A 19,357-nucleotide genomic window follows, 5' to 3' on the forward strand; every position below is an offset into this window, starting at 1 on the left:
TTCAGCGGGCCGACCGGAATCTGATCGTCATCGAAAAGTCTCGGCGCCAGCCCGAGTTCCATGCAACACGGGGCCACTGTAATTTTTCTGTAGTTCCCGGAATGGAGAATTCCCCTGCCGCCCCGCTCAGGGTGCCCGTTCGGCCACCCGCCGGGTGGCCCCGTGGGCAGCCGGAAGTCGCCGTCCCTGCGGGCACGGCCCGTCCGCCCTGCCGCGACGAGGATGCTGCTGACCCAGTCGGCGTGAGCAGGAGGAGAGGAACCGAGTTGAGCACCCAATCCCCGCCGGGACCGGACATCGAGGCCGACGTCTGTGTGGTCGGCAGTGGCGCGACAGCGCTCTTCGCGGCGCTGCTGTGCGCCCGCCACGGCCATACGGTCGTGCTGGCCTCGCCGCAGGAGGAGTTCGAGCCGGCCGGCGCCGGCATCTCACCGCTCCTCGCCCCGCCCACGCTCCAGCTCCTCGCGGAGCAGGGCGTGGAGGAGGAGCTGATCCGGGACGGCCGGCGCGTCCTCGGCGTGGACGACCACGGCACCACGGGCCTGCTCTCCCGCTGGCGCTACACCGACCACCCCGGCATCGCCCGCCCCCATGGCCTGACCGTCACCACCGGCACCCTCGTCCAGGCACTCCTGGCCCGGCTGCGCGACGAGCCCGGGGTCCGCGTCCACACCGGCGTGAGCGTCACCGCACTGACGCAGGACGACGACGGGGTACGGCTGACCACCACCGGCGGCGCCATCCGTGCCGCCTACGCCGTCGCCGCGGACGGCCGGGCCTCGGCGCTGCGCGAGCTGACCGGCATCGGCCTCGACGTACGTACCTTCGACCGCCCCGCGTGGCTCGTGGTCACGCCCGACGTCCCGGGCCGCGACCCCGTCCTCCTCGTCCGGCACCAGGCCCCGGCCGCGCTGTTCACCATCCCGATCCCGCCCGAGTCCCTCGCCGTCGTCTGGTCGCCGGACCGGGACCAGGAGGAGGCGCTGGAGCAGGGCGGCCCGGCGGCGCTGGCCGAGCAGCTCCGCTCCGTGGACCCGGAGCTGGCGGACTGGCTGGAGCGGTCGCGGGACCGGGTGTCGCCCCTGATCCGGCTCGCCTTCTCCCTCTGGCGGGCCGACCGCTGGCGGGCCGGCCGGGTGCTCGTGCTCGGCGAGAGCGCACACGGCCTGCACACCCTGGGCGGCCAGGGCCTCAACCAGTCGCTCCAGGACGGCGCCTCACTGGCCCGCGCCGTCCACGACACGCTCACCACCGGGGACGGCACCCGCGTCGACGACTACGAGCGCATCCGACGGCCGCATGTGGAGAAGCTCCAGGACTTCCAGTGGAACCTCCAGCCGCTGCGCTCGTACAGCCCGGCCCCGCCCACGCGGGGCGCGCACGAGGACTTCATCGAGGCGATGACCCGCCTGGACCCGGCCCTGGCCGGACAGTTGGCGGCGTCCGGCTGATCCGGGCTCCGCACCCCGGCGGGGCTCCAGGTGCGCTGCGCGCCCGGAGCCCCGCTCGTCGTGTCCGGCCGCTCACCGCACCGCCGCCGCATACCTCCCGAGCAGCTCCCGTTTGAGGATCTTGCCGCTGGGGCCGAGGGGGAAGTCCGTCACGAACTCGATGCGCCGCGGGTACTTGTACGCCGCCAGCCGCTCCCGCCCCCACTCCCGGATCTCACCGGCGAGGCGGTCCGAGGCGACGTACCCCTCACGCACCCGGACCACAGCGCACACCTCCTCGCCGTGCCGGGCGTCCGGCACCCCGATGACGGCGGCCTGCGCCACGGCGGGATGGTGGGCGAGGACGTCCTCGACCTCACGCGGATACACGTTGTACCCGCCGCGGATCACCAGTTCCTTCTTACGGCCGACCAGGGTGAGCGCCCCGTCGGCGTCCAGCGCCCCGAGGTCGCCGGACCGGAACCAGCCGTCGACCAGCACCTCCGCGGTCGCCTCCGGCCGGCCGAGGTACCCGGCCATCACGTTGTGGCCACGGATCACCACCTCGCCCACCTCCCCCGCGGGCAGCAGCTCGATCCGCCCCTCCAGGTCCTGCCGGGCGATCTCCACCTCCACACCCCACAGGGGCCGGCCCACCTTGCCCGGCCTGCGCGGCATGCCCGGCTGGTTGTACGAGACGCAAGGGGAGGTCTCCGTCAGCCCGTACCCCTCGTAGACCGGGCACCCGAAGACCGCCTCGAACTCGTCGAGCGTCGCCACGGACAGCGCGGAGCCCCCGGAGTAGGCCCGGTTCAGCTCCGGTCGCCGGGGGTCGGAGCGGGCGGCGTCGAGGAGCGCGAGGTACATCGTCGGCACGCCCATCACGACGGTGCACCCGTGGCGCACCATCAGGTCCAGCGCGCCCGCCCCCTCGAACCGGTCCATCAGCACCATGGTCGCCCCGGCCCGGAAGCAGGTGCCCATGCCGCAGATCTGCCCGAAGGTGTGGAACAGCGGCAGACAGCCGAGCAGCACGTCGTCCGGCCGGAAGGCGAACGGCGACTCCATGCCGGTCTGGATGTTCATGGTCACGTTGAAGTGGGTGAGCATCGCGCCCTTGGCCCGGCCCGTGGTCCCCGAGGTGTACAGCACGAGGGCGATGTCGTCGGGCCGGGTCGGCACCAGCCGCTCGATCGGCTCGACGCCCGCCACGCCCGCCTCGCCGACCTCGAACAGCGGGACCCCGGCCGCGCCTGCCGCCGGACCGCCCGTGCCGTGCAGCGAAGGGGCGCAGGCCAGCAGCCGGGCGCCGCAGTCGCGCAGCACCTGCTCGATCTCCGGTGCCTTGAGCAGCGCGTTCACCGGAACCACGACCGCGCCCAGCGCGAGTGCGCCGTAGTACACGGCCGGGAAGTCCAGGCCGTTGGGCACCAGCACGGCGACCCGGTCACCGGCGCGCACGCCCCGGCCGCGCAACGCCGCCGCGTACCGGCGCGCACGCAGCCACAGCTCGGCGTACGTCACCCGCTCCGCGCCGTGGACCAGCGCCGTATGGTCTGGCCTGCGCCACGCGGACTCGGCGAGAACCGAGGCTACGGAGAGAGTCATGAGACCTCCGCGGAACTGTCGTAAACGAAGGGAAGGGACAAAGAGCGGTGACCCGAGACGACCCACGGCTCCGGCCACCGCCCCGCTCAGGAGGTCCGCGGAATGTCCAGCTCCTGCCAGATGCCGTCGAGGGCGTCGGCGAACTTCTCCACGTCCTGTGAGGTGTGCGTCGCGGACGGCGCGATGCGCAGGATCTCCTCGCCCTCCCTGACGCTGGGCGCGTTGATGGCCTGGACATAGATGCCGTGCCGCTCCAGCAGCAGCGCCGAGGCCTCGCGGCAGCGTGCGTCGTCGCCGACGAACGCCGAGACGATGTGCGACATCGGCGAGATGTACGGGATGCCCCGCTCGTCGAACAGCCGGTGCAGCAGCCGCGCGTTCGCCCCCAGCCGCTCCCGCTCCACCTCGGACGAGCGCAGATGGCGCACCGCGGCGAGGGCGCCCGCCGCGGTGGCCGGCGGCAGCGAGGTGGTGAAGATGAACGAACGCGAGAAGGCGCGTACGGCATCCACGAGAGCCGCGGGACCGGCGATGTAACCGCCGGCCGTGCCGAAGCCCTTGGCCAGGGTGCCCATGATCACGGTGAACCGGTCGGCTATGCCCTCGCGTGCGGCGATGCCCGCGCCCTCGGGGCCGTACATGCCGACGGCGTGCACCTCGTCGAGGAAGGTGCTGGCGCCGTACCGCTCGGCGATGTCGGCGATCTCGGCGAGCGGCGCGACGTCACCGGACATCGAGTACACCGACTCCAGGACGATCAGCTTCGGCCGGTCGGCCGGGTCCGCCGCGATCAGCTCCTGGAGGTGAGCCGTGTCGTTGTGCCGGAAGATGCGCTTCTGGGCGCCGCTGTGCCGCAGTCCGTCGATGATCGAGGCGTGGTTCAGGGCGTCCGAGTAGACGATCGTGCCGGGCAGACGACCGGCCAGCACCGACAGGGCGCCGTCGTTGGCGGTGTAGCCGGAGCTGAACAGCAGCCCGGCCTCCTTGCCGTGGAACGCGGCGAGTTCCTTCTCCAGCAGAACGTGGTTGTGGTTGGTCCCGCCGATGTTGCGGGAGCCTCCGGAGCCGGCGCCGTAGGTGTCGATGGCCTCCTTCATCGCGGAGAGCACCGACGGGTGCTGGCCCATGCCGAGGTAGTCGTTGCTGCACCACACGCTGATCTCGGCGTCCGTGCGCTCGCTCCCCTGCCGTGCGACGGCGCTCGGGAACCGCCCCGCGCGCCGGCCGATCTCCAGGAACTGCCGCTGATGCGGGGCGAATCCCTCCATCTCCTGGCGGAAGAGCTCCACATGCTGATTCATGACGTCAACTCACTCTCTGGTGGTGGCCGTACGACCGTGAGCACGACCGTGGGCAGATGGCGGGGTGGTGCGGGGCTTGCGGGGCGCGGGCGGCATGCCGAGGAGCGCGCTCACCCGGCGTGGCGGGTCGCGCGGCTTCACTCGTGGTGGCGCCCGATTCAGCGCGTCCTGGCCGGCGCGAGGGCGCGCAGCCGTTGTTTGTCCGGTTTGCCGGTGGCGTTGAGCGGCAACTCGTCGAGCACATGGACGACTTCAGGGGCGTGCTGCGGCGACAGCGTCCCGGCGACCGCGGCGCGCAGCGCCTCGGTGTCGAGCCGTGCGCCGGGGCGGGCCACCAGCGCGGCATGGAGATGCTCGGCGCCATCCGCGTCCCGCACGCCGAATACGGCGGCCTGTGCGACCGGCGCGAGGGCGAGGATCTCCCGCTCCACGACCGCCGGATACACCTTCACGCCCTGCGTCTTGACGACATCGGAGAGGCGGTCCAGCAGGCTCAGATAGCCGCGGTCGTCGAGGCTGCCGAGGTCGCCGGTGCGGTACCAGCCGTCGCGCAGCACCTGGGCCGTGAGCCCGGGATCGTTCCAGTACCCGTCCATGACGTGCGGCGAGCGCATCCACACCTCACCGGTCTCCCCGACCGGCTTCTCCTGCCCGGTGTCCGGGTCGCACACCTTGATCTCGACCTCGGGGAACGGCCGGCCGACGGTGGAGCGCAGCGTCTCGTCCTGGTGCTCCCCGGGGTCGAGCAGGGTGATGCGGCCGCCCTCGCTGGTCCCGTAGCCCTGGACGAGCGCGAACCCGAAGACGCGCACCGCCTCGGCGATCCTGGCGGGTGCCGCGGCGGAGCCGCTGTAGATCAGCAGCCGCAGCGCGGAGAGGTCGGTCCGGTCGATCCGCTCGTGGTCGAGCAGCTGGTACAGGTGCTGTGTGGCCACGAACGTCCTGGTGATGCGGTGCCGCTCCAGCGCTCTGAGGGTGGCGTCGGGCTCGGCCTCCTCCAGCAGGACCACCATGCCGCCGCAGGCCAGGACCGCGTCGGCCATCGGCCCCACGGTGTGGCTGAGCGGCGTGGTGACCAGCATGCGCGGCTCGGGTTCGGTGACGGCGGTCATCGTCGCCCGTACCGTGCCCTCCCAGGCCCGCCCCGACTGCCGTATTCCTTTGGGCTGCCCGGTGCTTCCGCTGGTGAAGGCGATGATGGCCAGCGCCTGCGGATCCCACACATCGGGCTGCCCGTGCTCGGCGGCGGCCTGCGGCGGCTCGGCACCGCGGGTGATTCCGGCACCCGGAAAGCCCGTGAGGACGAAGCGGTCCGGGGCGCGCCGGGCCAGCTCACGGGCCCGTTCGGCGTTCTCCGGGTCCGCGTGGAGCACGGACGCCGACGTGTCGATCAGCATCCGCAGCTGGGCGTCCGCGGAGAGCATCCGGGCCGACGAACCGGGGTTGGTGGTCCGCAGATGGCACACGGCGGCGCCGAGCCGGTGAGCGGCATAGCGCACGTAGAACATCTCGGGGCTGTTGGGCGCGACAAGGATCGCGACCACACTCCCGCGGCCCACTCCGAGTGCCCGGAGGTCGTCCGTCACCCGGTCCACCGCGCCCACGAATTCCCCGGCGGACACATCCTGTCCGCGCCGGCTCAGCACGGTGGACTTCAGATTGGTCTCGAGCACCGACATGATCTGGGCGACATAGCCGCCCGTCGTGTCCACGGCAGCTCCCGAGTGCGCTGCCCGCCGACCGTCCGTCTCCCCCATGCCCACCCCGACTCAGCGCGCGGCGCCCTGCGGCAGGGCCCCGCTGTCCTCCATCGACGCAGCCAAGCTTCGCCGCGGCCGGGACGGGCCACAATCCACGATCGGCGTGCCTGAAGGACGCGGCGCCGCGCACACCGCCCGACCTCTCCGGATGGGGACCCCGCACGAGCACAGCACCCCCTGACACGCCGGAGGGGCAGTACCGGGCGCGCGATCCCCCTCGCACTCCCGGTACTGCCCCTCGGGCACAACCGCCTGGTCAGGCCAGCTGTACGACCGCCCGCGACATCCCCAGCACCTTCTGCCCGGCACTGGTCGCCGTGAGGTCCACGCGGACCTTGTTGTCGTCGAGCTTGACCGCGACCTTGCCGCTGACCTCGATCGTGGCGCCCTGGTCGTCGTTCGGGACGACGACGGGCTTGGTGAACCGGACGCCGTACTCGACGACCGCCGCCGGGTCGCCGGTCCAGTCGGTGACCACCCGGATCGCCTCGGCCATGGTGAACATGCCGTGCGCGATGACGTCCGGCAGCCCGACCTCCTTGGCGAACTTCTCGTTCCAGTGGATCGGGTTGAAGTCCCCCGACGCCCCCGCGTACCGCACGAGCGTGGCACGGGTCACGGAGAAACTCTGGGCGGGCAGTTCGGTGCCGACCTCGACGTCGCTGTACGCAATCTTCGCCGTCATAGCCGCTCAGGCCTCCCCTTCTCCGGCGCCCACCGCACGGGCCACGAGCTTGGTCCAGGCGGTCACGACATGCTCCCCCGCCTCGTCGTGGACCTCGCCGCGGATGTCCAGGATGTCGTTGCCCGCCATGGACTTGATCGCCTCGATGGTCGAGGTCACGGTCAGCCGGTCACCGGCGCGCACCGGGCGGGCGTAGGCGAACTTCTGGTCACCATGCACGACACGGCTGTAGTCCAGGCCGAGCTGCGGGTCCTCTATGACCTGCCCGGCCGCCCTGAAGGTGATCGAGAACACGAAGGTCGGCGGGGCGATCACATCGGAGTGACCGAGCGCCTTGGCGGCCTCCGGGTCGCTGTACGCCGGATTGGTGTCCCCCACGGCCTGTGCGAACTCACGGATCTTCTCCCGGCCCACCTCATAGGGCTCGGTGGGCGGGTAGCTCCGCCCCACGAAGGACTGGTCGAGCGCCATGGCTCGGCACCTCCTGCTGTCTGCTGCGGTTGACCTGCTGGTTCGCCTGGGCCGGCCGGAACCGACCGGTAACCGGACCTGAAACGACGCGAGGCCGCCCCCACAATCGGGGACGGCCTCGCGTACGAGCCTGATTTATCGCGTCTCGCGGTGCGCGGTGTGCGCGTTGCAACGCGGGCAGTGCTTCTTCATCTCAAGACGGTCCGGGTTGTTACGCCGGTTCTTCTTGGTGATGTAGTTCCGCTCCTTGCACTCCACGCAGGCCAGCGTGATCTTCGGGCGGACGTCGGTGGCAGCCACGTGAGTGCTCCTTGACGAACGGATGGGATGGTTTAACGCATAGAAGAGTAGCCGATCGAAGGACCGACCCCGCAATCGGCTACTGTCAGTAGCGGTGACCGGACTTGAACCGGTGACACAGCGATTATGAGCCGCTTGCTCTACCGACTGAGCTACACCGCTGTGATGCGATCAGTCCCCGCCTTGCGGCGGGAACCTCCCACACCAGAGCCCCAATACGGAATCGAACCGTAGACCTTCTCCTTACCATGGAGACGCTCTACCGACTGAGCTATTGGGGCGAGCGATGAAGACATTACACGCTCAGCCGCCGTTCACCCAAATCCGTTTCGCGGCCCCCGGGCGGGGCTGTTCGGGCGGCCCGCACAGCCGCCTCGCAGGCCACCGCGGTACCGCGGACACGGCTCCCGCCCGGTGAACCACACCGGTACGACTATTGCGCTCCTGCGCGCCAGGGCCCCATGGCCGCCCTAGGCTCGGACTCACTCTGCGTGATCTTGCCTCTGGAGCGCGATGCCCGACAGCCACCCCCAGCCGCCCCATTCGTCGTCCTCGTCCGGCGCGTCGGGCCCGGCCGACCCGGGTGCTCTGCTGCTGTGCGGGGCCCGGCTCACCGACGGCAGGACCGTGGACGTACGACTGGACGGCGGGCGCATCGAGGCGGTGGGCACCGCCGGGAGCCTGGCGGGCGGCACACGCGCGTGCGGCGCCCGAGTGGACCTCGGCGGCTATCTGCTCCTGCCGGCCCCGGCCGAGCCGCACGCCCACGGCGACACCGCCCTCTCCGCCGACGAGGGCGGGCCGGTCTCCTACGAACCGCATGACGTCCAGCGCCGGGCCACCGAGGCCGCCCTGCTCCAGCTCGGCCACGGCGCGACCGCGCTGCGGGCACATGTGCGCGTGGGCGAGATCCAGGAGCTGAACGCGCTCGCCGCCGTACTCCAGGCCCGCCGTTCGCTGCGCGGGCTCACCGAGTTGACGACGGTGGCGATGCCCCGGCTGCTGACCGGTGTGGCCGGGGCTGACGGGCTCGCGATGCTGAGGGACGCGCTGAAGATGGGCGCGGCGGTGGTCGGCGGCTGCCCCGACCTGGACCCCGATCCGACGGGCTATGTGGAGGCGGTCCTCGAAGTCGCCTCCGAGCACGGCTGCCCCGTCGACCTGCACACCGACGCCACCGACCCGGCCCGGCTGTCCCGCCTCGCCGCGATGGCCGGCGGACTGCGCCCCGGCGTGACCCTCGGCCCGTGTGGCGGCCTCGGCCGCCTGCCCGCCCAGGTGGCCTCCCGCACCGCGGACCAGCTCGCCGCGGCCGGGGTGACGGTGGTCTGCCTGCCACAGGGCGGCTGCGGCGGCGTGGAACGACGGGCCACGGCGCCCGTACGGCTGCTGCGCTCGGCCGGCGTACGCGTCGCGGCCGGCAGCGGCGCCCTGCGGGACGTGTCGAACCCGGTGGGCCGAGGAGACCCCCTGGAGGCCGCGTACCTCCTCGCCTCCCGCCACGGCCTGCGCCCCGAGGACGCGTACGACTGTGTGAGCGCGTCGGCACGTGCGGCACTGGGGCTGCCCGAGGTACGGGTGGAGGCGGGCTTCCCCGCCGAACTGCTCGCCGTACGCGGGGACCGGCTGTCGGGTGCGCTGTCCCTGGCCTACAGCCGCATCGTGGTGCACCGGGGGCGTGTGGTGGCACGGACGAGCGCGGTGCGGGAGTACTGCAACTCGGCCGTGGCCGCGGAGTTGGGGTTGCCTCGGCAGGGGCGGGGGGAGCTGTCGTGAGGGGTGTGCGTGGGCGCCGGAGGTGGGTTGACCGGGCGGGCGCGGGCGCGTTCGCGGTGAGCGCGCCCCTTTGACCGGGCGGGCGCGATTGCGGTGAGCGCGCCCCTTTGACCCGGCGGGCGCGATTGCGGTGAGCGCCCCTCTGCGCGCGGTCGGCGTGGATGCGGGGCTCGGGCGCCGACGGCTCGCGTGTCGCGGGACGCGGACCGGAGATGCGCGGGACGCGGACCGGTGATGCGCGCCCCCGGTGCGGTGGGGCGTGGCTGAAGTCGTGCGGCGGATGCGGTCGTCCGGGCGTACGGTCGGAAACATGCGCATTGTCATCGCTGGTGGTCATGGTCAGATCGCACTGCGGCTGGAGAAGCTGCTCGCCGCACGCGGGAACGAGGTCGTGGGAATCATCCGCAAGGCCGAACAGGGCGACGACCTGCGGGAGGCCGGTGCCGAACCCCTCCTGCTGGACCTGGAGTCGGCCTCGGTCGAGGAGGTCGCGACCGGTCTGCGCGGCGCGGACGCGGCGGTCTTCGCGGCCGGCGCGGGCCCGGGCAGCGGCTCGGCCCGCAAGGACACGGTGGACAAGGACGCGGCCGTACTCTTCGCGGACGCGGCGGTCCGGGCGGGCGTACGGCGCTTCGTGATCGTGTCGTCGATGGGTGCGAGCCCTCGGCACGAGGGCGACGACATCTTCGACGTCTATCTGCGCGCCAAGGGCGCGGCCGACGAGTACGTCCGCGGCCTGGACGCCCTGGACTGGACGGTCCTGCGCCCCGGCATGCTCACCAACGACGCCGGCACCGGCCAGGTCCGCCTGGAGGCCCACACCGGCCGCGGCCCGATCCCCCGCGACGATGTGGCCGCCGTACTGGCGGAGTTGCTCGACACCCCCGCGACGACCGGCCTGACCCTGGAACTGATCAGCGGCTCGGCTCCGGTGTCGGTGGCAGTGAAGTCGGTAGCGGGAAACTGAGGACGAGCGCGAGGGTCTGGGCTCAGAACAACGGAAGCTGACCGGGGAACTCGGGCACCACGTACCCGTCCAACGCGGGCTGCGCGGCCCCGAGTTCCGCCATACGCCGTGATCCCGGACACGACACGAGCTCCCCACTCCCCCGCGCGCCCGCCGGATCGTGCCGCGCGAACCGACCGGCGACGACGGCGATCTCCCGCCGACACTCGGGGCAACTTCTACGACGCGTGCTCATGGGGCCAGTGTGCCCCGAGCACCGCTCCGCACGGCGCCGTGATCTTCGACGATCAGGCCGAAATCATTACCCCTCATTCAGCCCACCGGCTCCGGATTTGCCGCCCAATGCGCCACGAGAGAAGGCCACCATTCCGGATTCTCATTCACGACCTGGACCAGCGCCGGTGACGTACCGCGCACCACTAGGGCAAAGTTCTTCCATCCGTCGTACCCCCGCATCTGGGGATTGAGAGAGCCGATCATGAGGCCGTAAGTAACCACGTCGGCAAGTATGCGAGCCAACGCGAGAACGCGGACACGCTGGGCCTCATCTGCGGGGATGCCCGCACCTCCATAGAAGTGAGCGTGGAGCCACGGTTCCGCGATAATGAATCCTTCGAAATGCTGGATGCGCTCTAAACCGTTGTAGATATGAGTCGCGCCAGCGATACCGTTGTTTATGGCGGTTTGCCGAGCGAGTTCCCGCGCCTGCCATGTCGACATGAGCAGCGACGCCACCACACCAAATGATGCGATCAGCCCGAAAAAGTCGTTCACGTCGCCCCCCGCCGGATAAAAAGTACCGGTGCCCTACCCCACGCGACTGATCCACTAACAGCCCGCACCACTGACCCATGACGCCCACGCCCAGGCCGTGGCGACCCCTCTGCGGGGCAGGGCTCAAGTCGCCGGTTCAACGCAGCACTTCGGGAACGGAACGAGCCGGAGTGATCAAGCTCTCCCCTGGGGCATCTGGGGGCGCGCACTGAAAAGACCCCCTCTGACCAGGTAAGTAACCTGATCAGAGGGGGTCTTCCTCAGCGTGGCGGCGCCAGGATTCGAACCTGGGAAGGCTGAGCCACACCGCCGGGGTTTGCTGCCGTTCGAACCGCCTTTCGGCGGTGCTCCCTGGCAACGACGTAAACAATACCCGATGCCGAGGGGTGCTTCGCCACCCGATTGATCGCCTCCCGGGGGACGCCGGGTGGCTAGGCTTGTCCGGATGCGGTCCGGGGCCTGCCCCGGCTCGGCGGACACCCCCACGCCCGCTGATACGCACCTCACACGCACCCCGATACAAGGAGCCACAGGACATGGCCGACTCCAGTTTCGACATCGTCTCGAAGGTCGAGCGGCAGGAGGTCGACAACGCCCTCAACCAGGCCGCCAAGGAGATCTCGCAGCGCTACGACTTCAAGGGCGTGGGTGCCTCGATCTCGTGGTCCGGGGAGAAGATCCTGCTGGAGGCGAACTCCGAGGACCGGGTCAAGGCTGTCCTCGACGTCTTCCAGTCCAAGCTGATCAAGCGCGGGATCTCCCTGAAGGCCCTGGACGCGGGCGAGCCCCAGCTCTCGGGCAAGGAGTACAAGATCTTCGCGTCGATCGAGGAGGGCATCTCCCAGGAGAACGCGAAGAAGGTCGCGAAGATCATTCGCGACGAGGGCCCGAAGGGCGTGAAGGCCCAGGTCCAAGGCGACGAGCTGCGCGTCAGCTCCAAGAGCCGGGACGACCTCCAGGCCATCATCGCCCTGCTGAAGGGCAAGGACTTCGACTTCGCCCTGCAGTTCGTGAACTACCGGTGAGCAACCGATCCGCCTGAGCCGGATCTACGAGAAAGGGTGGGCGCTCCGCTGTGAGTGCCCACCCTTCTCGCCTGCTGGCCGCGGTCCGGAGGTGTCGCCCTGTGCTGCCCCGCTCAGCTGCGGGAATGGCCGAACAACAGGCGGTAGGCGATCAGCAGCACCAGAGAGCCACCGATCGCCGACGCCCAGGTCGCGCCGTCGTAGAAGTCCTTGGTGATCGGGTGGTCCAGCCAGCGGGCCGAGATCCAGCCGCCGATGAACGCGCCCGCCACACCGATGAGTGTCGTGCCGATGAAGCCGCCCGGGTCGCGGCCCGGCAGCAGGAACTTGGCGATGGCCCCGGCCAACAGCCCCAGAATGATCCAGCTGATGATCGTCATGCCCTGAACCTGCCCCTCCGCGCTGTGCCTGCACTGTTCCGGCACTGTGATTTCGGGCGCGCTTGTTCGTGCTCTGTTGTGGGACAGGACGTCACGGCGGCACCCCTCGGTTGCAGCGATCAGTAGGGTTCCGGCCATGACACCGTCCAGCTCCGCCTCCCCCGAACTACGGCGCACCCTCGGGGTGGGGGACGCCGTGATGATCGGGCTCGGCTCGATGGTCGGAGCCGGGATCTTCGCCGCGCTCGGACCGGCGGCACGCGCGGCCGGCTCCGGGCTGCTGCTCGGACTGGCCGTCGCAGCCGTGGTCGCCTACTGCAACGCCACGTCCTCGGCACGCCTGGCCGCCCTGTATCCGGCCTCGGGCGGCACCTACGTCTACGGGCGTGAACGGCTCGGACCGTTCTGGGGCTATCTCGCGGGCTGGTCGTTCGTGGTCGGTAAGACGGCCTCCTGTGCGGCGATGGCGCTCACCGTGGGCGCGTATGTCTGGCCCGGGCAGGCGCATGCGGTGGCGGTCGCGGCCGTGGTGGCGCTGACCGCGGTGAACTACGGCGGCGTCCAGAAGTCCGCCTGGCTGACCCGGGTGATCGTGGCAGTGGTCCTCGCTGTCCTCGCCTGTGTGGTGGTCGTGTGCCTGGGGTCCGGGGAGTCCGATGCGGGCCGCCTGGACATCGGGGCCTCCGGGGGTGTGGGCGGCGTGCTTCAGGCGGCCGGGCTGCTGTTCTTCGCGTTCGCCGGGTACGCGCGGATCGCCACCCTCGGTGAGGAGGTACGGGACCCCGCGCGAACCATCCCCCGGGCCATTCCCTTGGCCCTGGGCATCGCGCTGGTTGTGTACGCGTGTGTCGCGGTGGCTGTCCTCTCTGTCCTGGGGTCGGAGGCGCTCGGGCAGGCGGGCGCACCGCTGGCCGATGCGGTACGGGCGGCCGGGGTGCCGGGTCTGGTGCCGGTGGTGCGCGTGGGTGCCGCCGTCGCCGCGCTCGGCTCGCTGCTCGCCCTGATCCTGGGCGTCTCACGGACGACGCTGGCCATGGCCCGGGATCGGCATCTGCCCGGCGCCCTGGCGGCCGTGCATCCGCGTTTCCAGGTGCCCCATCGGGCCGAACTCGCCGTGGGCGCGGTGGTCGCCGTCCTGGCCGCCACGGTGGATGTCCGGGGCGCGATCGGGTTCTCCTCCTCCGGTGTGCTGGCGTACTACGCCGTGGCCAACGCATCGGCCTGGACCCTTGATTCAGCAGCGGCTTCGCGCGTCGTACCGGCGGTGGGGCTTCTCGGGTGTGTGGTCCTGGCGTTCTCGCTTCCTGCGGTCTCGGTTGTCGTGGGTGTGGGTGTGCTGGTGGTGGGTGTGGTCGCGTATGGCGTGCGGGGGTGGATGGGGGCGCGGGGGCGGTAGGGCGCCGGGGGCAGGCGGTAGAGCACCTGGGGGCAGAAAGTCGGGCGCGGGCCGGTGTCGCGGGGGTGGCGGTGTGTTGTGTCGTGGCGGGACGACGGCGGTGGGGGGCGGCAAGCGGCGGCGCTGGGCCGCGGTTGTGGTGTGTCGCGCGGTGGTGGGGGCCCGTGGCAGGTCGGGCCGCCGGGGTGCCGAACTCTCGGTCCGGTCAGGGCAGGGCCGGCCCGCTCACCGATCTCCGGATCGCGCCCTTCTCAGGACGCGTGTGCCGTCGCAGTGCGTATGCCGAAGTCGGCCCAAGGGGCCAGTTCCAGCTCCTCGTTCGTCTCCTCGTACCAACCTGTGCCGTCGACCCAGGCACGCAGCCAGTCCGTGAGGCTCGGGGCGTCCACGTACCAGGCGTTGTCCACGTCGTCGGCGTTCGGTTCGAAGAGCAGGACGGTGGCCTCAGGGCTGTGGCAGTCCACGCATGCGTACATGGCGCAGCCCCAGTGGGATATCGGCAGGACGCCCTCGGGCCAGGGCCAGTCGGGGTCCTTGCGGGCGCTCTCGCGGTTGGCGAGGTATTGCGTGACGGCGGCGGGCTCGCCGGCCGGCGGGCTGTCGAGCAGGGGCAAAAGGCCGTACTCCGGACCGAATCCGCCGTCCCCTATACGCAGATAGAGGTCGGCGAGGAGCGGGGGCAGGCGGAAGCCGAGGGCGGTCTCGGCGCGGGCCACGGCGGCCACGTCCAAGGGCTCGGGGAGTGAAGTCCAGCCCCACGGCCGGGTGTTGCGGGCCTTGTCCGCGACCCTCGTCAGCAACTGCTCGTTCTCGGTCATGCATTCATGATGCAAGCCGCCACTGACAATCGGTCCGGCCTGTGGACAACCGGCCGGTTGTGGAAAACCTGCGGCTGTCCACACCGTCCCGCTCGGTCACCAGCCCGACGCGAACGGCTTGTCCGTCGACACGATCTCGCGGCCCAGCGGGAACAGTGACACCGGGATCAGCTTGAAGTTGGCGATGCCGAACGGGATCCCGATGATCGTGATGCACAGGGCGAGGCCGGTGACGATGTGACCGAGGGCGAGCCACCAGCCCGCCAGGATCAGCCACAGCACATTGCCGACGCAGGAGGGGGCTCCCGCGTCACGACGCTCGACCGTCGTGTACCCGAAGGGCCACAGGGCGTAGACGCCGATGCGGAAGGCCGCTATGCCGAACGGGATGCCGATGATGGTGATGCACAGCAACAGGCCCGCGAGCAGGTAGCCGAGGAACAGCCAGAAGCCGCTCAGGACGAGCCAGATGACGTTGAGGATGGTCTTCATTGTGGGGGGCCTGCCATCTTCTCGAGCCGGGCAATACGTTCCGCCATGGGCGGGTGTGTGGAGAACATCTTCGAGAACCCCTGCCCCGGACGGAAGGGGTTCGCGATCATCATGTGGCTTGCGGTCTCGATACGTGGCTCCGGGGGCAGCGGGAGCTGCTTGGTGCCGGCGTCCAGCTTGCGCAGGGCGCTGGCGAGGGCGCGCGGGTCGCCCGTGAGCTGGGCGCCGGAGGCATCGGCCTCGTACTCTCTGGAGCGGCTGATGGCCAGCTGGATGAGGGTGGCGGCGAGCGGGCCGAGAATCATGATCAGCAGCATGCCCAGGAGGCCGGGCCCGTCATCGTCATCGGAGCGGCCGATCGGGATCAGCCACGCGAAGTTGACCAGGAACATGATCACTGAGGCGAGCGCCCCGGCGACCGATGAGATCAGGATGTCGCGGTTGTAGACATGGCTCAACTCGTGGCCGATGACACCGCGCAGTTCCCGCTCGTCGAGGATGCGCAGGATTCCTTCGGTGCAGCACACGGCGGCGTTGCGCGGGTTGCGGCCCGTCGCGAACGCGTTCGGGGCCTCCGTCGGCGAGATGTACAGGCGCGGCATCGGCTGGCGAGCCTGGGTGGAGAGGTCGCGGACCATGCGGTAGAGCCCGGGGGCCTCGAACTCGCTGACCGGGCGGGCGCGCATCGCGCGTAGCGCCAGCTTGTCGCTGTTCCAGTACGCGTAGGCGTTCGTGCCCAGCGCGATGACCACCGCGATGACGAGCCCCATGCGGCCGAAGAAACTGCCGATGACGATGATGATTGCGGACAGTCCCCCGAGGAGGACTGCGGTCCTGAGCCCGTTGTGCCGGCGGTGCACGGTACGCCCTCCAAGTGGTGCGGCAGGGGAACCCTTTACTGGTCGATCTCCGATGCCACTGGTGCCGTGATGTCACGTCCAGTGGACCCTTCTGTACTGGTCAACGCCAGGCGAGGGTCTCGGGTTCCCTTGCGCGTACGGCGGCGGGCGTGGGCCGTACGGGTGAATGCGCCCGCGTGCGTACGGAATGCTCCCCAGGGCTGCGCCCCGGGTTTCAGAAGAGCCCGGTGTCGGCGAACCGCAGGATCAGCTGGGGGGCGCCTGAGAGGGCGACGCCGACGACTCCGGTGAGGGCCATCGCGGCCGTGAGCGGCGCGGGGGCGAGATGCCTGACGGGCTCGCCCTCGGGGGCGCGGAACAGCAGGGCCGTCCACTGGAGGTAGTAGAACAGCGCGATCACCACGTTGACGGCCATGATCACGGCGAGCCAGCCGAGCCCTGCGTCGACGGCGGCGGAGAAGACGGTGACCTTGGCGAAGAGGCCGATGATGCCCGGCGGGAGTCCGGCGAGGCAGAGCAGGAAGAAGGCCAGGACGAGGGCGGACAGCGGGTTGCGGGCGTACAGGCCGCGGTAGTCGCTGATGCGGTTGAGGGTCTTCGTACGGCCGACGAGTGCGGCCACCGCGAAGGCGCCGAGGTTCACGGCGGCGTACATGAGGGCGTAGGCGACGGTGGAGCCGATGGAGCGCTCGGCGTCGCCGGAGTACGCGGCGGCGGCGACCGGCACCAGCAGGTAGCCGGCCTGTCCGACGGAGGACCAGGCGAGCAGGCGTACCGCGCTGTACGCGCGCGTGGCCTGCTGTCGCAGGGCGCCGACATTGCCGACGGTCATGGTGAGGGCGGCCAGCGCCGCCATGGCCGGGCCCCAGACATCGGCGTACGACGGCAGGGCGATGACCGTGACGAGGATGAGGCCGGTGAAGCCGACCGCCTTGCCGACGACCGACAAGTAGGCGGCGACCGGCAAGGGCGCGCCTACGTAGGTGTCCGGTACCCAGAAGTGGAAGGGCACGGCGGCCATCTTGAAGGCGAAGCCGATCAGTGTGAGGACGACTCCGGTCTGGACGAGGGTCTGGAGCTGTCCGTCGACGTCCTGAATCCGCTCGGCGATCTGCGTCAGGTAGAGGGTGCCTGTGGAGGCGTACACGAAGCTGATGCCCATGAGGCTGACCGCGGTCGCGGTGACCGAGGACAGGAAGAACTTCAGTGCCGCTTCGGAGGACTTGCGGTCGCCGTGGCGCAGGCCGACGAGGGCGAAAGCGGGCAGTGAGGCGACTTCCAGGGCGACGATGAGGGTCGCGAGGTCCCGGGAGGCGGGCAGCAGCGCGGCTCCGGCCGCGGACGAGAGCAGCAGGAACCAGAACTCCCCTTCGGGAAGGCCCTTGTTGGCGTCCTTGAGCGCGGTGACCGACAGCAGGGCCGCCAGGAGGGCGCCGCCGAGGACCAGGAACTGGATGACGAGGGTGAAGCGGTCGGCGGTGTAGCTGCACAGGCTGTCGTCGCCGGCCAGGCAGAAGGTGGAGCGATCGCCGTCCAGGAGGGGCAGCAGCAGAAGCGCGGAGGCGGCCAGGCCCGCCACGGAGGTCCAGCCGAGCACCGCCTTCTTGTGCTCCGCGATGAACAGGTCGGCGACGAGGACCACGAGGGCGACGGCCGCCGCGACGGTGGGCGGCGCGATGGCGACCCAGTCGACGGACTGGACGAGGTTCGCGGCCAGTGGCTGGGCCAGGGAGCTCATCGGGTGCCTCCTGCGAGGAGCTGCTGCACGGCCGGGTCGGTGAGGCCGAGGAGGGTCTTCGGCCAGAGTCCGGCGACGACGGTGAGGGCGACGAGCGGGGTCCAGGCTGCGAACTCGTAGGTCTGGACGTCGGCGAGTTTCGGGGCGTCCTGCGGTGCGGTGCCCATGCAGACGCGGCGGACCACGACGAGCAGGTACGCGGCGGTGAGCAGGGTGCCGAAGGCGCCGATCGCCATGAAGGTGAGGAAGGCGGGGCGGCTGAGCTCGGGGGCGGGCTCGAACGCTCCGAACAGCGCCAGCATCTCGCCCCAGAACCCGGCGAGCCCCGGCAGTCCGAGCGAGGCGACCGCGGCGAAGGCGAGCAGGCCGCCCAGGCGCGGGGCCTTGCCGTACAGCGCGGCGCCGGTCTGCTCGGCGAGGGCGTCGAGGTCGGTGGTGCCCGTACGGTCCTTCAGGGCACCGACCAGGAAGAACAGCAGGCCGGTGATGAGGCCGTGGGCGATGTTGGCGAACAGGGCGCCGTTCACGCCGGTCGGGGTCATCGTGGCGATGCCCAGCAGGACGAAGCCCATGTGGCCGACGGACGAGTAGGCGATGAGGCGCTTGAGGTCGCCCTTCGCGCCCTGCTTGGCGAGGGCCAGGCAGGCCAGGGATCCATAGATGATCCCGACGACGGCGAAGGCGGCGAGGTAGGGCGCGAAGTCGGCGAAGCCGTCGGGCGTGATCGGCAGCAGGATGCGGACGAACCCGTACGTACCCATCTTCAGCAGCACGCCGGCCAGCAGGACCGACCCGACGGTCGGCGCGGCGGTGTGGGCGTCGGGAAGCCAGCTGTGCAGCGGCCACATCGGCGTCTTGACCGCGAGCCCGATTCCGATCGCCAGAACGGCGATGACCTGCACGGATGCGCTCAGCGACCGGCCGTTGTCAGTGGCGAGTGCCACCATGTCGAATGTGCCCGCCTTGATTCCGATCAGGAGCAGGCCGAGCAGCATGACCACGGAGCCGAGCAGCGTGTAGAGGATGAACTTCCAGGCGGCCGCGGTCCTGCCCTCGCCGCCCCAGCGGGCGATGAGGAAGTACATCGGGATCAGGACCATTTCGAAGGCGAGGAAGAACAGCAGCAGGTCGAGGACGGCGAAGGTGGCGAGGGTTCCGGACTCCAGGACGAGCAGCAGTGCGACGAACGCCTTCGGGGTCGGGCCCGCGGGCATCTTGAAGTAGCTGAAGAGCGCGCAGAGGAAGGTCAGCAGCGCGGTCAGGACCACGAGGGGGAGGGAAATGCCGTCGACGCCGAGGTGGATGCGCACGTCGAGTGCGGGGATCCAGCTGATGTCCGTGCTGGCCTGCATCTTCGACGGCTGGTCATGGTCGAAGCCGAGCGCCAGGACGATCGCGGCGATGAGAACCGCGCCGGTGACGGTGACGCCGTGCCGGAGCACGGCCTGCTCGGGCGACTTCCCCTTCAGCCCGGGCGGGGCGGGCAGGAGAGCGGCGGCCGCGCCGAGAAGCGGGCCGACGACGACGAACGCCAGAAGGAACTGCATCACGGACTCGTTGATATCGATCACGCCTG

At 70.5% G+C, this 19,357-nt stretch carries 19 protein-coding genes and 3 tRNA genes; 5 read left to right on the forward strand and 17 right to left on the reverse strand.

Going from position 1 to position 19,357, the window contains the following annotated elements; translation table 11 throughout:
- Positions 1 to 266 precede the first annotated feature (266 nt).
- Positions 267 to 1,451 (forward strand): FAD-dependent oxidoreductase, encoded by a 1,185-nt coding sequence (locus tag IE325_RS32370; RefSeq protein ID WP_229912149.1) that lies wholly within the window; start codon positions 267 to 269, stop codon positions 1,449 to 1,451.
- Between the two features lie 72 nt (positions 1,452 to 1,523).
- Here IE325_RS32370 and IE325_RS32375 read toward each other — a convergent pair whose 3' ends face one another.
- The 8 genes from IE325_RS32375 to IE325_RS32410 all read right to left on the reverse strand — a co-directional run bounded on the left by IE325_RS32375 (position 1,524) and on the right by IE325_RS32410 (position 7,836).
- Positions 1,524 to 3,038: a long-chain-fatty-acid--CoA ligase gene (locus IE325_RS32375; protein ID WP_190073671.1), complete on the reverse strand. Its 1,515-nt coding sequence runs from the start codon at positions 3,036 to 3,038 to the stop codon at positions 1,524 to 1,526.
- Positions 3,039 to 3,124: 86 nt separating this feature from the next.
- The gene (gene hemA, locus IE325_RS32380) at positions 3,125 to 4,339 is read right to left on the reverse strand and encodes a 5-aminolevulinate synthase (RefSeq protein WP_190073672.1); all 1,215 of its coding nucleotides are present in this window, start codon (positions 4,337 to 4,339) and stop codon (positions 3,125 to 3,127) included.
- A gap of 158 nt (positions 4,340 to 4,497) precedes the next feature.
- Positions 4,498 to 6,051: a class I adenylate-forming enzyme family protein gene (locus tag IE325_RS32385; protein ID WP_229912150.1), complete on the reverse strand. Its 1,554-nt coding sequence runs from the start codon at positions 6,049 to 6,051 to the stop codon at positions 4,498 to 4,500.
- A 304-nt stretch (positions 6,052 to 6,355) separates the two neighbouring features.
- Positions 6,356 to 6,784: a MaoC family dehydratase gene (locus IE325_RS32390; protein WP_190073674.1), complete on the reverse strand. Its 429-nt coding sequence runs from the start codon at positions 6,782 to 6,784 to the stop codon at positions 6,356 to 6,358.
- A gap of 6 nt (positions 6,785 to 6,790) precedes the next feature.
- Positions 6,791 to 7,255 (reverse strand): MaoC family dehydratase N-terminal domain-containing protein, encoded by a 465-nt coding sequence (locus tag IE325_RS32395; RefSeq protein WP_190073675.1) that lies wholly within the window; start codon positions 7,253 to 7,255, stop codon positions 6,791 to 6,793.
- 135 nt (positions 7,256 to 7,390) lie between these two features.
- Positions 7,391 to 7,555, reverse strand: a complete 165-nt coding sequence (gene rpmG, locus IE325_RS32400; protein WP_003948671.1) for a 50S ribosomal protein L33 — start codon at positions 7,553 to 7,555, stop codon at positions 7,391 to 7,393.
- Between the two features lie 89 nt (positions 7,556 to 7,644).
- A tRNA-Met gene (locus IE325_RS32405) sits at positions 7,645 to 7,717 on the reverse strand.
- A 46-nt stretch (positions 7,718 to 7,763) separates the two neighbouring features.
- A tRNA-Thr gene (locus IE325_RS32410) sits at positions 7,764 to 7,836 on the reverse strand.
- 232 nt (positions 7,837 to 8,068) lie between these two features.
- Here IE325_RS32410 and IE325_RS32415 point away from each other — a divergent pair.
- Both IE325_RS32415 and IE325_RS32420 read left to right on the forward strand, forming a co-directional pair.
- Positions 8,069 to 9,331 (forward strand): amidohydrolase family protein, encoded by a 1,263-nt coding sequence (locus IE325_RS32415; protein ID WP_190073676.1) that lies wholly within the window; start codon positions 8,069 to 8,071, stop codon positions 9,329 to 9,331.
- 310 nt (positions 9,332 to 9,641) lie between these two features.
- The gene (locus tag IE325_RS32420; protein WP_190073677.1) at positions 9,642 to 10,298 is read left to right on the forward strand and encodes an SDR family oxidoreductase; all 657 of its coding nucleotides are present in this window, start codon (positions 9,642 to 9,644) and stop codon (positions 10,296 to 10,298) included.
- A 22-nt stretch (positions 10,299 to 10,320) separates the two neighbouring features.
- On the opposite strand, the gene IE325_RS46310 is transcribed toward IE325_RS32420, so the two are convergent.
- From IE325_RS46310 to IE325_RS32430, 3 genes are all read right to left on the reverse strand, one after another.
- Positions 10,321 to 10,533: a hypothetical protein gene (locus IE325_RS46310; RefSeq protein ID WP_229912151.1), complete on the reverse strand. Its 213-nt coding sequence runs from the start codon at positions 10,531 to 10,533 to the stop codon at positions 10,321 to 10,323.
- Between the two features lie 77 nt (positions 10,534 to 10,610).
- Positions 10,611 to 11,072 (reverse strand): hypothetical protein, encoded by a 462-nt coding sequence (locus tag IE325_RS32425; RefSeq protein ID WP_190073678.1) that lies wholly within the window; start codon positions 11,070 to 11,072, stop codon positions 10,611 to 10,613.
- Positions 11,073 to 11,338: 266 nt separating this feature from the next.
- Positions 11,339 to 11,471: transfer RNA gene (locus IE325_RS32430), tRNA-OTHER, on the reverse strand.
- 137 nt (positions 11,472 to 11,608) lie between these two features.
- Between IE325_RS32430 and IE325_RS32435 the strand changes: the two genes are divergently transcribed.
- Positions 11,609 to 12,097, forward strand: a complete 489-nt coding sequence (locus tag IE325_RS32435) for a YajQ family cyclic di-GMP-binding protein (protein WP_190073679.1) — start codon at positions 11,609 to 11,611, stop codon at positions 12,095 to 12,097.
- Positions 12,098 to 12,210: 113 nt separating this feature from the next.
- Here the strand turns inward: IE325_RS32435 and IE325_RS32440 are convergent, their stop codons facing one another.
- The gene (locus tag IE325_RS32440; protein WP_190073680.1) at positions 12,211 to 12,477 is read right to left on the reverse strand and encodes a GlsB/YeaQ/YmgE family stress response membrane protein; all 267 of its coding nucleotides are present in this window, start codon (positions 12,475 to 12,477) and stop codon (positions 12,211 to 12,213) included.
- A gap of 136 nt (positions 12,478 to 12,613) precedes the next feature.
- On the opposite strand from IE325_RS32440, the gene IE325_RS32445 reads away from it, so the two are divergent.
- On the forward strand, positions 12,614 to 13,873 hold the full coding sequence (locus IE325_RS32445; RefSeq protein ID WP_190073681.1) for an APC family permease: 1,260 nt from the start codon (positions 12,614 to 12,616) through the stop codon (positions 13,871 to 13,873).
- Between the two features lie 251 nt (positions 13,874 to 14,124).
- On the opposite strand, the gene IE325_RS32450 is transcribed toward IE325_RS32445, so the two are convergent.
- From IE325_RS32450 to IE325_RS32470, 5 genes are all read right to left on the reverse strand, one after another.
- Positions 14,125 to 14,691 carry an SMI1/KNR4 family protein gene (locus IE325_RS32450; protein ID WP_190073682.1) on the reverse strand — a complete coding sequence of 189 codons (567 nt, stop codon included), beginning with the start codon at positions 14,689 to 14,691 and terminating at the stop codon, positions 14,125 to 14,127.
- A 96-nt stretch (positions 14,692 to 14,787) separates the two neighbouring features.
- Positions 14,788 to 15,183, reverse strand: a complete 396-nt coding sequence (locus IE325_RS32455; protein WP_190073683.1) for a YccF domain-containing protein — start codon at positions 15,181 to 15,183, stop codon at positions 14,788 to 14,790.
- On the reverse strand, positions 15,180 to 16,043 hold the full coding sequence (gene htpX, locus IE325_RS32460) for a zinc metalloprotease HtpX (protein ID WP_190073684.1): 864 nt from the start codon (positions 16,041 to 16,043) through the stop codon (positions 15,180 to 15,182). The genes IE325_RS32455 and htpX overlap by 4 nt, the downstream gene beginning before the upstream one ends.
- Before the next feature lie 214 nt (positions 16,044 to 16,257).
- Complete coding sequence (locus tag IE325_RS32465) at positions 16,258 to 17,781, reverse strand: NADH-quinone oxidoreductase subunit N (protein ID WP_190073685.1); 1,524 nt, start codon at positions 17,779 to 17,781, stop codon at positions 16,258 to 16,260.
- Entirely contained in the window at positions 17,778 to 19,352 is a 1,575-nt protein-coding gene (locus IE325_RS32470) for a complex I subunit 4 family protein (RefSeq protein ID WP_190073686.1), read from the reverse strand. The genes IE325_RS32465 and IE325_RS32470 overlap by 4 nt, the downstream gene beginning before the upstream one ends.
- Positions 19,353 to 19,357: the final 5 nt, after the last annotated feature.

Source organism: Streptomyces lanatus, assembly GCF_014655715.1.
Classification (GTDB): Bacteria; Actinomycetota; Actinomycetes; order Streptomycetales; family Streptomycetaceae; genus Streptomyces; species Streptomyces lanatus.

Excerpts from the sequence above, each read along its gene's own strand:
- IE325_RS32375 (WP_190073671.1), bottom strand. The coding sequence starts at position 3,038 with ATGACTCTCTCCGTAGCCTCGGTTCTCGCCGAGTCCGCGTGGCGCAGG.
- hemA (WP_190073672.1), bottom strand. The coding sequence starts at position 4,339 with ATGAATCAGCATGTGGAGCTCTTCCGCCAGGAGATGGAGGGATTCGCC.
- IE325_RS32390 (WP_190073674.1), bottom strand. The coding sequence starts at position 6,784 with ATGACGGCGAAGATTGCGTACAGCGACGTCGAGGTCGGCACCGAACTG.
- IE325_RS32395 (WP_190073675.1), bottom strand. The coding sequence starts at position 7,255 with ATGGCGCTCGACCAGTCCTTCGTGGGGCGGAGCTACCCGCCCACCGAG.
- IE325_RS32415 (WP_190073676.1), top strand. The coding sequence starts at position 8,069 with ATGCCCGACAGCCACCCCCAGCCGCCCCATTCGTCGTCCTCGTCCGGC.
- IE325_RS32420 (WP_190073677.1), top strand. The coding sequence starts at position 9,642 with ATGCGCATTGTCATCGCTGGTGGTCATGGTCAGATCGCACTGCGGCTG.
- IE325_RS46310 (WP_229912151.1), bottom strand. The coding sequence starts at position 10,533 with ATGAGCACGCGTCGTAGAAGTTGCCCCGAGTGTCGGCGGGAGATCGCC.
- IE325_RS32435 (WP_190073679.1), top strand. The coding sequence starts at position 11,609 with ATGGCCGACTCCAGTTTCGACATCGTCTCGAAGGTCGAGCGGCAGGAG.
- IE325_RS32440 (WP_190073680.1), bottom strand. The coding sequence starts at position 12,477 with ATGACGATCATCAGCTGGATCATTCTGGGGCTGTTGGCCGGGGCCATC.
- IE325_RS32445 (WP_190073681.1), top strand. The coding sequence starts at position 12,614 with ATGACACCGTCCAGCTCCGCCTCCCCCGAACTACGGCGCACCCTCGGG.
- IE325_RS32450 (WP_190073682.1), bottom strand. The coding sequence starts at position 14,691 with ATGACCGAGAACGAGCAGTTGCTGACGAGGGTCGCGGACAAGGCCCGC.
- IE325_RS32455 (WP_190073683.1), bottom strand. The coding sequence starts at position 15,183 with ATGAAGACCATCCTCAACGTCATCTGGCTCGTCCTGAGCGGCTTCTGG.
- IE325_RS32465 (WP_190073685.1), bottom strand. The coding sequence starts at position 17,781 with ATGAGCTCCCTGGCCCAGCCACTGGCCGCGAACCTCGTCCAGTCCGTC.